Origin of the sequence: Nonomuraea muscovyensis, assembly GCF_014207745.1 — a bacterium.
GTDB classification, from domain to species: Bacteria; Actinomycetota; Actinomycetes; order Streptosporangiales; family Streptosporangiaceae; genus Nonomuraea; species Nonomuraea muscovyensis.
Window position 1 is genome coordinate 2,554,292 of the sequence record NZ_JACHJB010000001.1, and the last position, 13,630, is coordinate 2,567,921.

The following is a 13,630-nucleotide window of genomic DNA, read 5'->3' on the forward strand; positions in this document are numbered from 1 at the left end:
CTACACCCGCCGCTGGACGTGCAGCAGGTATTCCTTGCGGTCGAGCGGATTGTGATCCGTCCGCGGCCGTTCGGGCGGCGCGCCGCGCACCGGCTCGTAGTGGTCGAAGGCGCTCTCCAGGATGCCTTCGCCACTGGTCAGCGACGGCAGCCGCTGCTCCAGCCCGTGCACCCGGGCCGCCGGGATCAGGCCCTCCACCGCCGCCGGCTCGACCCGGACCGGGACGGCGCCCAGCCGGGTGAGCGCCGGCAGCACCGCCCCGACCAGGTCGGCCGGCACCTCCAGGCGGAAGCGGTGCATCGGCTCGCACACCGTCGTGCCGGCCCGCCGCAGCGCCTCCATCAGCACCAGCGGCGTCAGGCCGCGGAAGTCCGCCCCGGTGCTCGACATGCTCTTGTCGAACGAGGCGTGGCTGTGGCTCTGCCGCGGCGCGTAACCGCTGTGGGTGAGTGTGACCACGCAGTCGGTGACCTCCCAGCCGTGCGGGCCCTGGCGCAGCGTCTCGCGCACGGTGTCCTCGACCACCTTCATGAACGCGTACGGCATCGAGCCCAGCTCGACCTCCAGCCGGTAGGCGACGCCGGACCCGGGCGGGGCCGGTTCGACACGCAGGCCGACGGTCGCGAGGAACGGGTTGGGCTCGTGCCCCATCACCTCCACGGCGGCGCCGGTGCCCGCGAGACGTTCGACACAGATGGTGGTCGTCTCGCGGAAGGCGACGTCGAGCCCGAACTCCTCGGCCAGCGTCGCCTGGATGACCTCCTTCTGCACCTCGCCGTAGAGCGAGACGGAGATCTCCTGCCGCACGTCGTCCTGGCGCAGGTCGATCAGCGGGTCCTGCTCGGCGAGCCGGCCGAGCGCCACGTGCAGCGCGGGCCGGTCGGCGGGGCGGCGCGGCTCGACGACGGTCTCCAGGCTGGGCGGGGCGAAGCGGTGACTCGGCCGCGGCGGCGGGGTTCCGACGTGGTCGCCGATCCGGACCCCGGCGAGACCCCAGAGCCTGCCGATCCGGCCCGCGCCCACCGCGTCGCGGGATACCGCGGAGCCCGCCTCGAACACGCTGATCCCGGTCACCTTGGCGGCGCCGGCCTGCCCGGGGCCGAAGCTCACGGTGTCGCGGGTGCGGACGGTGCCGGAGAACATCCGGACGTAGGCGATCTTCTCGCCCGCCGGGCCGCGTTCGACCTTGAACACGGTGCCGGAGACGGGCCCGCCGGCGTCGCCCCCGGCTGCGGGCAGCAGCTCCGTCAGCCCGGCGACGAGCGCGTCCACGCCCGCCCCGGTGATGGCGGAGCCGAAGTACACCGGGTGCACCAGCGCCCGCCGCGTCTGCGCGGCCAGCTCGGCGCGCAGCCGGCCGTACGACACCCGCGACTCGCCGACGTACGCGGCGAGGACGGCGTCGTCGTGCTCGGCGAGCACCTCGGCCGCGCGCGCCGTGAAACCCGGATCGCCCGGCCCGTAGGGGACGAAGCCCGCCTCCGGGGTGCCGAGGGCGTGCGCGGCGCCCATGGCGACGAGCGACGGGGTCAGCCGTTCGGCCATCGCCTTCACCACGGCGTCGTCCCGCGCGCCCGACCGGTCGATCTTGTTGACGAAGACGAGCGTGGGGATGCGCAGCCGCCGCAGCGTGCGCATCAGAACGCGGGTCTGCGGCTGCACGCCCTCGACGGCCGAGACGACGAGCACGGCGCCGTCGAGCACGCCGAGCGCCCGCTCCACCTCGGCGATGAAGTCGGGGTGACCGGGCGTGTCGATGAGGTTGACGGTGACGCCGCCGACGGCGAACGACACGACGGCGGACTTGATCGTGATGCCGCGCCGGCGCTCCAGCGCGAGGGAGTCGGTCTGGGTGTTGCCGTCGTCGACGCTGCCGATCTCGTCGATGACGCCGGCGGCGAACAGCAGCCGCTCGGTCAGGCTGGTCTTACCGGCGTCTACATGCGCCAGGATCCCCAAGTTGAGCGTACGCAAGAAGCGTCATGTCCTTTGGATAGACGGAGATTACGAGCTGGGACATGACCGGAGACCTCATCCTCGTTACCTCCTCGATCCGTGGGACGTCACCGCGAGTAGAACAGACACCGCGCCACGCGATCAACCGGTTTTCCGGCGTGGCGGGAAGATGGACGGGTCAACGCACGGCACGACAGCGCGAAACGAGGCCCGAATGCCGACCGTCCTGATCCTGAACGGCCCCAATCTCAACCTCCTCGGCACCCGCAGGCCCGAGGTCTACGGCTCGACCACGCTGGCGGAGGTGGAGGCGCTGTGCCGCGAGGAGGCCGAGCGGCTGGGCCTGGAGGCCGTGTGCCGGCAGTCCAACCACGAGGGACAGCTCGTCGACTGGATCCACGAGGCGGGCGTCGAGCACAAGGCCGGCCGGTGCGTGGGCGTGGTGTTCAACGCCGGGGCCTACACGCACACCTCGGTCGCGCTGCACGACGCGATCGAGGGCGCCGACGTGCCGGTGGTCGAGGTGCACATCTCGAACGTGCACCGGCGAGAGGAGTTCAGGCACCGCTCCTACCTCTCGCCGGTCGCGCGCGGCATCGTCGTCGGGTTCGGCGTGTACGGCTACGTCCTCGCCATCCACGGCCTGCACCAGGCGACGCGCCCCTGAGCCCGTCTCATTCGGGCAGCCGCCAGCCGGCCGTCCACAGGCGCGTCCCCGACCGGCGGTCGAGGCGGCGCAGGAACGACAGGACACCCGCGGCGCCCGTGCTCCAGGTGTGGCCGGGCTTGTCGAGGTCGTTGCCGGGAAAGACCGGTCGCGACGGCTCGCCGCCGGCCCGGACGAGCATCAGCTCGGCGACCTCCTCGGCGCCGCGCCAGTAGCCGTCGTCGCCGGTGACCATCGCCAGGTCGATCAGCGCCTCACCGATGCCCGCAAGCCCGCAGCACTGGGAGACCACCCACGCCTGCGGGGCGACGGCCAGGCACGCCCGCGCGCCCCGCTCGGCCAGCTCCAGGTAGCCGTCCTCGCCGTACACGCGGGCCGCGTGCGCCAGCGCGCCGGAGATGCCCGACATGCCCTGGCACCAGGACGCGCCCATCGGGCGGGCGTCGGGGCCGGTCAGCTCCCCCACCAGGGCCTCGGCCCGCACGGCGAGCGCCGCGAACCGTTCCCTGGCCGCCTCGCCGGCCGCCCGGTCGCCGGTGGCCTCGTGGTAGGAGAGCAGGAAGTCCGCGCAGCCCGCCTCGCCGTGGGCGTAGGCCGTCTCGACGGCCACGCCGGAGCCCGCGGGCGGCGGGGGCGCGTCCGCCGCGTCGTCCGGATCCGTGACGTCGCCGGCCACCAGCAGCCGGGCGCACTCGGCGGCGACGGCCAGGTGCCGCGCACCGGCGGCGGGCTCGACGGCGGCCAGCGCGAGATGGCCGGAGCCGATCCCGGCCAGGCCGTGCGCCTGGTCGGCCCGCTGCGGTCCGTCGAGGGTGACCGGCGCCGGCTCGGCCAGCTCGGGCACGGCCGTCAGGCGGGCGGCGGTCAGGAACAGCGCGGTGCCGGTGCGGCCGAAGTACAGCGAGGGCGGCAGCTTGGCGGGCGGCATCACCCGGGCCGTCCACCGGGCCAGGTCGCCGGCCACGGTCTTGGCCTCCGGGTGGTGCAGCAGTTCCATCCCGACGCCGGCGCAGCCGCCGTAGACGTTCGTCACCGGCGGGCTCTCCCGGCGGGCGTCCTCGGGGGCGGCCATCAGCCGTTCGGCGAAGGCGGCGCACTCGCGCAGGGTGTGGTCGAGCGCCCGCGACAGCAGCTCGCCGGTGAGCTTCGGCGTGGCGGGCAGCGGCCACCGGCTGCTGCGGGCCGCGCTCGGCGCGCCCGCCACGCGGGCGGTCCCGTACGTGGCGCGGATCTCGGCGGCGGCTTCGGTGCGCTCGCCGGGGTCCAGACTCAGCAGGCCCGGCAGCAGGCCGCGCACGCCCGTGGCGCCGCCGGGGAACATCCGGGCCAGGCACATCAGCGTGCGCTCGACGTTGCGGGCCGGATCGGGGTCGATCATGATCGGGTTCATCGTGGTGGCCGCGAAGAACAGGGTGGCGCCCAGCGAGAAGTAGTCGTCGGCGGGCACGGACTCGCGGCCCGACTGCTGGCCGGGGACGCTGTAGCCGTAGCTCCAGCCGGGCAGTTGCAGGCCGTCGTACCTGCTGTTGCCGAAGTCGATGAGCGTGCACCGGCCGTCGTCGCCGAGGACGACGTTCTTGGGCGAGAGGTCCCTGATGACGACGCCGCGCTCGTGCACCGCGTCCAGCACCTCCAGCAGCCGGGCGGCCAGCGCGCCGAGGTCCCGTTCGGTGCCGGGTTCCTCGGTGAACAGGCCGTGTTCCCCGACGTACCGGTTGAGGTCGCGGCTGCCCGCGTCGGTCATGACGAGGAACTCGTCGTCGCCGTGCCGGAAGTGGTCGATCGGCTCGGGCACGCCCGCCACGCCGCGCAGCGCCTGGAGGATGCGCAGCTCGTTGCGGAGGTACATCCGCAGGTCCCAGCCCTCGGTGTTCTCCCCGACGTAGGCGCGGGCCTCCTTGACGACGACCCGCCTGCCGGCGGCGTCGGTGGCGCGGTAGACGTTGCCGCGCGGGCCCCGGACGACTCCGGACGTCACGCGGTAGCGGCCGCCCACGATCCGGCCGCCGCCGGTCCCGTCCTCCTCCGGCCCCGTCTTCCCCGGGGGAGCGGCGGAAGGGGCGGCGTCGGGGCGGAACGGGTCGGTGGCCCAGGGCGGGCAGGTGAACTCGGGCCCGGCCGCGCCCGCGAGCTGCTCGCCGTCCGGCCCGATCACGATCAGCTCGAAGTCGCCGTTCTCGTCCACCCGGTACTGCGGGGCGAACGGGGCGTAGCGGTAGTAGACCGGCGCGTCGGGCCGTACCCGCCGGTCGCTGACGATGCGCGGCGCGGACAGCCCCGACAGGGCGTCGGCGAGGGCGTGGCCCAGCTCGACCACCGCGTCCTGCTCCGGGTAGACCGTCATGGCCTTGCCCACGGCCGCGGCGTCGACGTCGCCGGTGTTGAGCTCCATGAGCGTGCCGGCCGACCGGGCCACCTTGAACACGCACCCGGCCTCGGCCAGGATCGGCAGCGCCCGGTCAAGGGTGTCGGCCAGCGTGCCCGGACGTGCGGAAACGTGAATTTTCCAACCTTGCGGTGGAATGTCGCTGTGAGGGTCGTGGACGCTGATCCACGTGTCGTCCTCGTATAATTCCCTACTGTTCGACTCTGCAAATTGGGCAAGGCGGTCCCGCACGGTTTTGTCCACAGTCACCCCTCGATCGCGCAGCGCATCGGCCCTCATGCGAGAAAGGCCGCCGGAATGGCGCCGGCGGCCTTTCCCAGCGCATGGCGTCACCCCGCGTCACCACGCGGGAACTGACGCTTCTAGACGATGGACGGGCAGCAGGGGAAGCTGCTGCACACCGTGCGCTTGCAGGTGTTGACGCAGGCCTGCGGGCCGTGGAGCAGCTTGCCCAGCTCGGCTTCGAAGTCGACGACGAGGTCCTCGTACTCGAGGACTCCGGCGTCTCGGGGTTCCAGGGCCAGGACCGACATAAGGGCTCCTTCCTTGGTCGCCTTTGGGCGGCCGACGTAGGGATCTGAGCCTCGGGATGGTACCGGTAGGCACCTTTTCCCGTGCCCTGCCCGCGACCGCGAATCGTTCTCACGATCCCCGCGTCGCAAGCAAACGGACGCATTATGTGCATATATCCGGAAGCCTGTCCATAGGGTGGCCGTAATCGCCAAAATGTATTTACATGCACCTTTACACGGCGAGTTCGATCTTCTAGATTGACCTGCGTGATGGGGGCATTCCGGGCGTTCCGGCGACCGTGGGCGGGCGCCGGCGTATGAGGCTCTGGCGGCGCAGACGCCGGACGGACGTCCCGGACGACAGGTCGGGACTCGTGGTCGCGTACTGGGAGAGCCACGACGAGCACCTGCTGACCGCCGGCCTCGGCACGATCGCCCGCAGGCTGCCGTCCCTGGTCGCCGCGGCGCTGCGGATGGCGTGGCAGGCGAACCCCCGCGACACGGCCGTCGCCCTGGCGGGCAACCTCGTGGCCGGCGTCTTCACGGTCTTCGGCCTGGTCGCCACCTCCGATGTGCTGGCCTCGCTGCTCGCCGCCGGTCCCACACCCGAGCGGGTCCGGGCCGCGCTGCCGTCGCTCCTGCTCGTGGCGGCGGCGACCGGGCTGCGCGGCGCGCTGCTGGCGGGCGCGGGCTGGGCGCAGGCTCGGCTGAAACCGCAGGTCGAGCGGCTGGCCGAGACCCGCCTGTTCGAGCTGACCACCCAGGTGGAGCTGGCCGCGTTCGACGACCACGACTTCCACAACGCGATGCGGCGGGCCCGTGACAGCGGCGTGCCGGACACCGCCACCGTGGTGGAGACGACGATCGCCGTCGTCACGGGCGCGGTCGGCGTGCTCGCCTCAGCGGTGGCGCTCGGCCTGCTGCACCCGATCCTCATGCCGTTGCTGCTGGTCACCGCCGTGCCGGCGGGCTGGGCGGCGGTGCGGACGGCCCGGCTGGGCTACCAGGCGTTCTACCGGCTGTCGACGGCGCGGCGGCGCAAGTTCATGCTGTCGGACCTCATGGCCGAGCGGCAGCCCGCCGCGGAGGTGCGGGCGTTCACGCTGCGCGACTTCCTGCTCGGCCAGTACGGCAAGGTCGCCGACCTGGAGCAGGACGTCCAGCTCGACGTGGCCCGCCGCCAGGCGGCCGTCAAGGCGAGCGGCGACCTGCTGACCGGCGTCGCCACGGCCGGCGTGTACGTCGTGCTCGGCGTGCTGCTGGCCGTCGGTGTCATCCCGCTGTCGGTGGCCGGTGCGGCCGTGCTCGCCATCCGGACCGGGCAGGTGTCGCTCACCGCCCTCGTCCAGACCATGAACCGGCTCTACGAGGCCGGCCTCTACTTCGGCGACTACCTCGCCTTCTGCGAGCTGGCCCGCGAGCGGATCCCCGCACCGCCGCTCCCGGCCGCCGCCGCCGAGCCCGCGCCGTTTCGCCGCCTGACGGCCGAGCACGTCACGTTCACCTACCCCGGCGCCGACCGGCCCGCGCTGTCGGACGTCAGCGTCACCCTCGGCAGGGGCGAGGTCGTCGCCCTGGTCGGCGAGAACGGCTCGGGCAAGACGACCCTCGCCAAGCTGCTCGCCGGGCTCTACCGGCCGCAGCACGGCACGATCCACTGGGACGGCGTGGACCTCGACGCCTTCGACGGCGAGACGCTGCGCCGGAGCATCTCGGTGATCGCCCAGGACCACACCCGCTGGCCGCTGACCGTCCGCGAGAACATCGTCATGGGCCGTCCTCCGGAAGACGACCGGCTGGCCGCCGCCTGCGCCGCAGCGGGGGCCGACGAGGTGGTGGCCGGGCTGGCCGGCGGCTACGACGCGCTGCTCGACCGCCGCTTCCGCGGCGGGCACGACCTGTCGGGCGGCCAGTGGCAGCGCATCGCCGTGGCGCGCGGGTTCTACCGCGACGCCGCGCTCGTCATCTTCGACGAGCCGACCTCCGCGCTGGACGCCCGCGCCGAGCACGCCCTGTTCGAGCGGATCCGCGGCCACGCCGAGGGCCGCACGATCGTGCTGATCACGCACCGGCTGGCCAGCGTCCGCTACGCCGACCGCATCTACGTCCTCGACCACGGCACGGTCGCCGAGCAGGGCACCCACGCCGAGCTGATGGCCCGCGAGGGCCTGTACGCCGACCTGTACGAGCTGCAGGCCTCCGCCTACCGGCAGCGGGTGCCGTGATCGTCGCGGAGTCGGCTCACCTCGCCGTGGCCGCGGTGCTGCTGGTGGCGGCGCCGGCCAAGCTGCGTGACGTGCCGGGCTTCGCCGCGTCGGTGGCCGGCTACCGGGTGCTGCCCGGCAGGCTGTCGCTGCCGGTGGCGGTGGCCGCTCTGGCGGCCGAGGTGGTGTCCGCCGGGCTGCTGCTCGTGCCGGGTGCGCGGCAGTGGGGGGCCGCGGTGGCCGCGCTGCTATTCACGGCATTCCTCGTGGCCATGGTGGCCGTGCTGCGGCGCGGGATGAGCGTGGCCTGCGGCTGCTTCGGCGGCCGTGATCTGGTCGGTCCCGGCACGCTGGCGCGTACCGGCCTGCTGCTGGCGCTGGCCGTGACGGCGGGCCTGGCGGGGCCGGTCGCGTTCGCGCCCGCCCAGGTGCCGGTGGCGGCGGTCCTACTGGGGCTCGCCTTCCTGACGCCGCGCCTGTTCCGGCGGCGACGCCCCTCGTCCGGCCCGCGCCCCGGCAGCCGCTTCGCCCTGTCCGGCGCGCCGGAGCCGGCCGGGGACCGGGTGCTGTACGCGCTGGTCTCGCCCGGGTGCGGGCTGTGCGGCGCGATGCTGCCGGAGTTCGCCGCGACGGCCGCTCGCATGGAGGTCGTGCTGGTGAGCGCGGTGGACGGGTACGGCGGCGCCGGGCTGCCCGTGGTCGTGGACCCGGACGTCTTCGACCGCAACGACATCCCCTGGCCGCCGTACGCGGTGGTGACCGGCCGCGACGGGACCGTCCTGGCCGGCGGCGGCGCGGCCGGGCCGGCCGAGTTGGAGCGGGTGCTGGCCCGCGCCGAGCGGGTCGCGCCGACCTGACGAGCCCTCCGGTGGAGATCCACGCGGGCGGGCGTCAGAAGGTGCCTGACCGGCGCAGGTCGGCGGGGCGGCCGTCCGGGTCGACGGCGATCCGGTACAGCGGCAGGGCCAGCAGCTTGCGCAGCCGTCCCAGCTCCGGTCCGGCGTGCGGCCGCAGCCGGCCCCGCGGCCGGGGTCCCCGGCAGCCGTCGCGGTGCCAGCTCTCCAGCCGCGCGGCGCACTCGGCGAACGCCTCGAACGCGGCCTTCGGGTCGCACAGGTCGTCGCCGTCGTCCGCCGGGTCACGGCCCAGGTGCTCGGCCGCGAGCGCGATCCGCAGCCGCCGGGCGAAGACCCGCCCACCGGCGGGCAGGCGGGGGTCGGGCTCCTCGTCCACGACCGCGCAGCTCAGCTCGGAGTCGTACGTCCACGACCGCAGGTTGATGTTGTCGGAGCCGACCGTCGCCCACACGTCGTCCACCACGCACACCTTGGCGTGCACGTACACCGGGGTGCCCGCCTCGTTCTCCAGGTCGTAGACGCCGACCCGGTCGCCACCGGCCTCGCGCAGCCTGGCCAGCGCCTCGCTCCTGCCGATGAGGCTGGCCGGCGAGGCGAGCCAGCCGTCCTGGTCGGGGTGGCGCGGCACCACGACGATCATGCGGAGCTCGGGCTCGCGCTCCAGCGCCTCGGCGAACGGCTCGATCACCTCGGTGGACCACAGGTACTGGTCCTCCAGGTAGACGATCCTGCTCGCCCGGCCCAGCACCTTGTGGTACGCCCGAGCCACGCTGCGCTCCCCTCGCGGCGCGAACGGGTAGGGGCTGCGCCGGCTGGGATAGGTCCGCAGCAGTTGCACGGCGTGCGTGCCGACCGGGCCGGGGGCGGGCCCCGGCGGCGGCAGCGGCGGCACGTCGTCCATCTGCTCCAGGCGGTCGCGCAGCCGTCTGAACGGCTGGCGGGTCTCGGGAGCGGGGTCGTCCCAGCGTTCGCGGAAGACCTTCTCCACCTCGGCGACGGCCGGACCCCGGATGGCCGCCTGCGCGTCGTGCCAGGGCGGCCGCTCGCCGTACACGTGGGGCATAGGAGCCGCCTGGGGGTCGCCCACGTGCCGGGCGTCGTCGCGGCGGCTGTGGCACAGGTCGATACCGCCGACGAACGCCACGTCCCCGGCCGGGTCACGGCGGTGGCGCAGCACGACGAACTTCTGGTGGTGGGAGCCGCCCGGCCGGACCCGGGTGTCGAGCAGGGCCTGGCCGCCCGCGGCCTCGACGTCCTCGCCGAGGTGCCGGTTCTCGGCGGCGCTGAAGCGCAGCGCGTCGAGGTGCGAGCGCCAGATCAGCCCCCTGACCAGCGCTCCCCTGCGGGCCGCCTGCGCCAGCGCGCGCCCCACGGCGGGCCCGTCGTCGGTGAGCCGCTCGTCGGGGTCGCCCCGCCAGTCGGCGAACAGCAGCAGGTCGCGCGGACCCAGCCGCTCCAGGCAGGCGCGCAGCTCGGCGAAGTAGGTGGCGCCGTGGACGAGCGGGCGCACCAGGTTGCCCGTCGTCCAGGGCAGCAGCCGGGTCGACGGGTTGTCGCGCTCCTCAGCGGTGAGGAACCACTCTGCCAGGTCCGCGGTGCTCATCGGCTCCGGCTACCCGGGCTGGGCTCCGGCATTCCTCAGCAGGCGCCAGACGGTCTCCGGCGTCAGCGGCGTGCGGGTGACCCGGTCGGCGATCTCGGGCAGGGCGGCGGCGACGGCGTTGCCGATGGCCGCGGGCGGGCCGATGGTGCCGGCCTCGCCGACGCCCTTCATGCCGCCCGGGGTGACGGGCGAGGCGGTCTCCAGGGTCACGACGTGGATGCCGGGGACCTCGCGGGTGGTCGGCAGGAGGTAGTCGGTGACAGGCTGCCCGTCGCCGGTGTAGACGATCTCCTCGGTCAGCGCCATGCCGATGCCCTGCGCGACCGCGCCGCGGAGCTGGCCCTCGACGATGGCCGGGTTCACCATCACGCCGGCGTCGTTGACCACCCAGTAGCCCTCCACCTCCACGGCCCCGGTCTCCGGGTCGACGGCCACGGCCGCCGCGTGCGCGCCGTAGGCGTAGGTGGACGACGAGGGGTCGTAGGTGGCGCGTTCCTCCAGGCCGGGCGAGGCGCCCTCGGGCAGGTCCCACCCGCGCCACGCCGACGTGGCGATCTCCCGCAGGGTCAGCGAGGCGCGCGGGTCGCCCTTCACCCGTACGGCCGCGCCGGCGATCTCCAGGTCGCCGGGCGCCGCTTCGAGCCGGTGGGCGGCGATGGCCAGGATCTTCTCGCGCAGCCGGGCCGCCGCCTGGATGAGCGCCCCGCCTCCGACCGCCAGCGACCGGCTGGCGATCGAGCCGATCGAGGAGTACGGCGTGACCGCCGTGTCGCCCAGCACGACCCGGACCCGGTCCAGCTCCACCCCGACCCGGTCGGCGGCGAGCTGGGCGAGGGCCGTCTCGATGCCCTGGCCGATCCCCGCGACACCGGAGGCGACGACGACCGAGGCGTCCGGTTCCATCCGCAGCACCGCGGTCTCGAAGCCGCCCGCCAGCATCCCCATGGCCTTCATCTCCATGGACGGCCCGAGCCCGGTCGACTCGACGTGACAGGAGAAGCCGATCCCGCGCCGCCGCCCGTCGTCCCGGGAGACGGGCCTGACCAGGTCGCGCAGGACGCGCAGGGCGCGCGGGTAGTCGCCGGAGTCGTAGGGCTGCCAGGTGCGGGTGGTGCAGGGCAGTTCGTCCGGGCCGAGCAGGTTGCGCAGCCGCAGCTCGACCGGGTCGATACCGAGCCGGCGCGCCGCCTCGTCGATGAGCCGTTCCCGGGTGAAGGTGGCCTCCGGCTGGCCGAACCCCCGGTAGGAGCCGGTCGGCGTGGTCGTCGTGACGACGCCGCGCAGCCGCGCACCCGCCCGGTCGAACCGGTACGGCCCGGGCAGCGTCACGGCGGTCACCGCGAACGGTGAGATGCCCACGTTGGACGGGTGCGCGCCGAGGTCGCCGACCACGTCGGCGTGCAGCGCCACGAACCGCCCGGTCCCGTCCAGCGCGAGCCGCGCCCGGTGCACGGCGGCGCGGGCGGGCAGTGTGGCGACCAGGCGGTCGCCCGGCGACTCGGTCCAGGCCACCGGGACGCCCAGGCGCGTCGCGGCCAGGCAGACCAGCGCCTCGTCCGGGTAGAGATGCTCCTTGCCGCCGAACCCGCCTCCGGCGTCGCCGGTGACGACCCGCACCCGGTCGTGCGTGAGACCGAGCGCCTCGGCCGCGTGGTCGCGCACATGGTGCGGCGCCTGCGTGGACGTGCGGATCGTCAGCTCCCCGTCGGTGAACGAGGCGACGACGCCGCGCGGCTCGATCGGGTGCGGCGAGGCCCGTCCGATGGAGAAGGCCAGTTCGACGACGTGTTCGGCGCCGGCGACGGCCTCCTCGCAGTCGGGGTCGCCGAGGACGGAGTCGGTGACCACGTTGGTGCCCCAGTCCGGGTGGAGCAGCGGCGCGCCGTCCGCCAGGGCCCGCTCCACGCCGACGACCGCGGGCAGCTCCTCGAAGTCGAGATCCACCAGCCGGGCGGCGTCGGCGGCGGCCTCCGGTGTCCGGGCGACGACCAGGGCGAGCGGCTGGCCCACGTAGCGGATGGCCTCGTCCAGCACCGGATAGGAGGTCTGGAGCTGGCCGAGGCCGAGCGTGACGCAGGGCAGCCGCATCCCCTCGGCGTCGGCCGGGATGATGACGTCGAGCACCCCTTCGACGGTCCAGACGTCCTTGGGGTCGCAGCGGGTCAGCCGCCCGTGGGCGATGGGGCTGCGGACCACCACGGCGTGGGCCGTGCCGGGCAGGCGGACGTTGCCGACGTACCTCGCCCGGCCGGTGAGCAGCCGGGCGTCCTCCCTGCGCGGCGTGCGCGCACCCACGTGCCGCTGCCCGTCCCGCCGCTCGTCCCGCCGCTCGTCCCGCTGCCCGTCCGGCCGCTCGTCCCGCTGCCCGTCCGGCCCGTCGTCGTGTCGTCCCGGGGCGCGCTCGTCTCCACGGTCATCCATGACCTCGAGTGTGAGCCTCGTCCAGGGACCGGTCCAGCGTCTGGTCCACGAGCCGCAGGACCTGGTCGCGGTCGGTGATGCCGAACGCCCCGCCGAGCGCCTCGGCGAGCTTGTCGAACGGGTCGTCCATCGGCAGACCGGGCAGCGCCTCGGCGAGCCCGGCCACGTCCCACGGGCCGTCCTTCTCGGCCCGTGCACCGCGCGACCACCCGTGGTTGACCGCCACCGAGCCGCCGCGGATCGACAGCACCTGCCCGGTGAGAGGGCAGTCCGCGGCGGCCAGGTAGGCCGCGAGGGGCGCGGTGGTGGCCGGGTGCTGGGCGTCGAAGCCGCCGGAGGGCGGCTCCTGGATGCCGGGCACGCCCGTGGTGAGCCGGGTCCGCACCATGGACGGCGAGACGCAGTTGACCCGCACGCCGTACCTGCGCAGTTCGAGGGCGCCGACGACGGTCATGGCGGCGACGGCGGCGTTGCCCGCGGCGTACGAGGTCTGGGTGGGCAGCGGGTTGAGCAGGCCGGAGCCGGAGGCGGTGTTGACGATGGCCCTGTCTGTGCGGTCGCCCTCCTCGAAGCGGGACCGCCAGTGGCGCGCGGCCCAGTGGCTGACCGCGAAGGTGCCCTTCAGCTTGACGGCCAGCACGTCGTCGAAGTCGGCCAGGGCGAGGGCGACCAGGGGCGCGTTGCGTTCGATGGCGGCGTTGTTGACTACGACGTGCAGGTCGCCGAACGCCTCGACGGCCGTGGCCACCATCCGGCGGGCGCCGTCCCAGTCGGCCACGCTGTCGGTGCTGGCCACGGCCCGCCCGCCGCGGGCGGTGATCTCGGCGACCACGGCGGCGGCCACGCCGTCGTCGCCGCCGCTGCCGTCGGCGGCCACGCCCGGGTCGTTGACCACCACGCTCGCTCCCTCGGCGGCGAACAGCAGCGCCTCCTCCCGGCCGATGCCGCGTCCCGCGCCGGTGATGAGGGCGACGCGCCCGTCCAGTGTTCCCATGAGCCGTTCCTTTCGCAGGTCAATCAGTGC

9 protein-coding genes are annotated in these 13,630 nt (G+C 74.3%); 3 read left to right on the plus strand and 6 right to left on the minus strand.

Features of this window, described 5'->3' with window-relative positions:
• Positions 1-1,974 (minus strand): elongation factor G, encoded by a 1,974-nt coding sequence (locus FHU36_RS12070; protein ID WP_185083804.1) that lies wholly within the window; start codon positions 1,972-1,974, stop codon positions 1-3.
• Positions 1,975-2,170: 196 nt separating this feature from the next.
• On the opposite strand from FHU36_RS12070, the gene aroQ reads away from it, so the two are divergent.
• Positions 2,171-2,623 carry a type II 3-dehydroquinate dehydratase gene (gene aroQ, locus FHU36_RS12075; RefSeq protein WP_185083805.1) on the plus strand — a complete coding sequence of 151 codons (453 nt, stop codon included), beginning with the start codon at positions 2,171-2,173 and terminating at the stop codon, positions 2,621-2,623.
• A gap of 7 nt (positions 2,624-2,630) precedes the next feature.
• Here the strand turns inward: aroQ and lanL are convergent, their stop codons facing one another.
• Complete coding sequence (gene lanL, locus FHU36_RS12080) at positions 2,631-5,288, minus strand: class IV lanthionine synthetase LanL (RefSeq protein WP_185083806.1); 2,658 nt, start codon at positions 5,286-5,288, stop codon at positions 2,631-2,633.
• Positions 5,289-5,371: 83 nt separating this feature from the next.
• On the minus strand, positions 5,372-5,542 hold the full coding sequence (locus tag FHU36_RS12085) for a hypothetical protein (protein ID WP_185083807.1): 171 nt from the start codon (positions 5,540-5,542) through the stop codon (positions 5,372-5,374).
• Between the two features lie 296 nt (positions 5,543-5,838).
• Here FHU36_RS12085 and FHU36_RS12090 point away from each other — a divergent pair, with 296 nt between their 5' ends.
• Together FHU36_RS12090 and FHU36_RS12095 are read left to right on the plus strand one after the other, a co-directional pair.
• Complete coding sequence (locus tag FHU36_RS12090) at positions 5,839-7,746, plus strand: ABC transporter ATP-binding protein (protein ID WP_185083808.1); 1,908 nt, start codon at positions 5,839-5,841, stop codon at positions 7,744-7,746.
• A complete protein-coding gene (locus tag FHU36_RS12095; protein WP_185083809.1) occupies positions 7,743-8,582 on the plus strand; it encodes a MauE/DoxX family redox-associated membrane protein in 840 nt (279 codons plus the stop codon). Before FHU36_RS12090 ends, FHU36_RS12095 begins: the two co-directional genes overlap by 4 nt.
• A 34-nt stretch (positions 8,583-8,616) precedes the next feature.
• Here the strand turns inward: FHU36_RS12095 and FHU36_RS12100 are convergent, their stop codons facing one another.
• The 3 genes from FHU36_RS12100 to FHU36_RS12110 are packed head-to-tail and all read right to left on the minus strand — an operon-like array spanning position 8,617 to position 13,600.
• Positions 8,617-10,185 carry a phospholipase D family protein gene (locus tag FHU36_RS12100; RefSeq protein ID WP_185083810.1) on the minus strand — a complete coding sequence of 523 codons (1,569 nt, stop codon included), beginning with the start codon at positions 10,183-10,185 and terminating at the stop codon, positions 8,617-8,619.
• 9 nt (positions 10,186-10,194) lie between these two features.
• The gene (locus tag FHU36_RS12105; protein WP_185083811.1) at positions 10,195-12,606 is read right to left on the minus strand and encodes a xanthine dehydrogenase family protein molybdopterin-binding subunit; all 2,412 of its coding nucleotides are present in this window, start codon (positions 12,604-12,606) and stop codon (positions 10,195-10,197) included.
• On the minus strand, positions 12,599-13,600 hold the full coding sequence (locus FHU36_RS12110) for an SDR family NAD(P)-dependent oxidoreductase (RefSeq protein ID WP_185083812.1): 1,002 nt from the start codon (positions 13,598-13,600) through the stop codon (positions 12,599-12,601). The genes FHU36_RS12105 and FHU36_RS12110 overlap by 8 nt, the downstream gene beginning before the upstream one ends.
• Between the last annotated feature and the right edge of the window lie 30 nt (positions 13,601-13,630).

Excerpts from the sequence above, each read along its gene's own strand:
- lanL (WP_185083806.1), bottom strand. The coding sequence starts at position 5,288 with ATGAGGGCCGATGCGCTGCGCGATCGAGGGGTGACTGTGGACAAAACC.
- FHU36_RS12110 (WP_185083812.1), bottom strand. The coding sequence starts at position 13,600 with ATGGGAACACTGGACGGGCGCGTCGCCCTCATCACCGGCGCGGGACGC.
- FHU36_RS12085 (WP_185083807.1), bottom strand. The coding sequence starts at position 5,542 with ATGTCGGTCCTGGCCCTGGAACCCCGAGACGCCGGAGTCCTCGAGTAC.
- FHU36_RS12105 (WP_185083811.1), bottom strand. The coding sequence starts at position 12,606 with ATGGATGACCGTGGAGACGAGCGCGCCCCGGGACGACACGACGACGGG.
- FHU36_RS12100 (WP_185083810.1), bottom strand. The coding sequence starts at position 10,185 with ATGAGCACCGCGGACCTGGCAGAGTGGTTCCTCACCGCTGAGGAGCGC.
- FHU36_RS12090 (WP_185083808.1), top strand. The coding sequence starts at position 5,839 with ATGAGGCTCTGGCGGCGCAGACGCCGGACGGACGTCCCGGACGACAGG.
- aroQ (WP_185083805.1), top strand. The coding sequence starts at position 2,171 with ATGCCGACCGTCCTGATCCTGAACGGCCCCAATCTCAACCTCCTCGGC.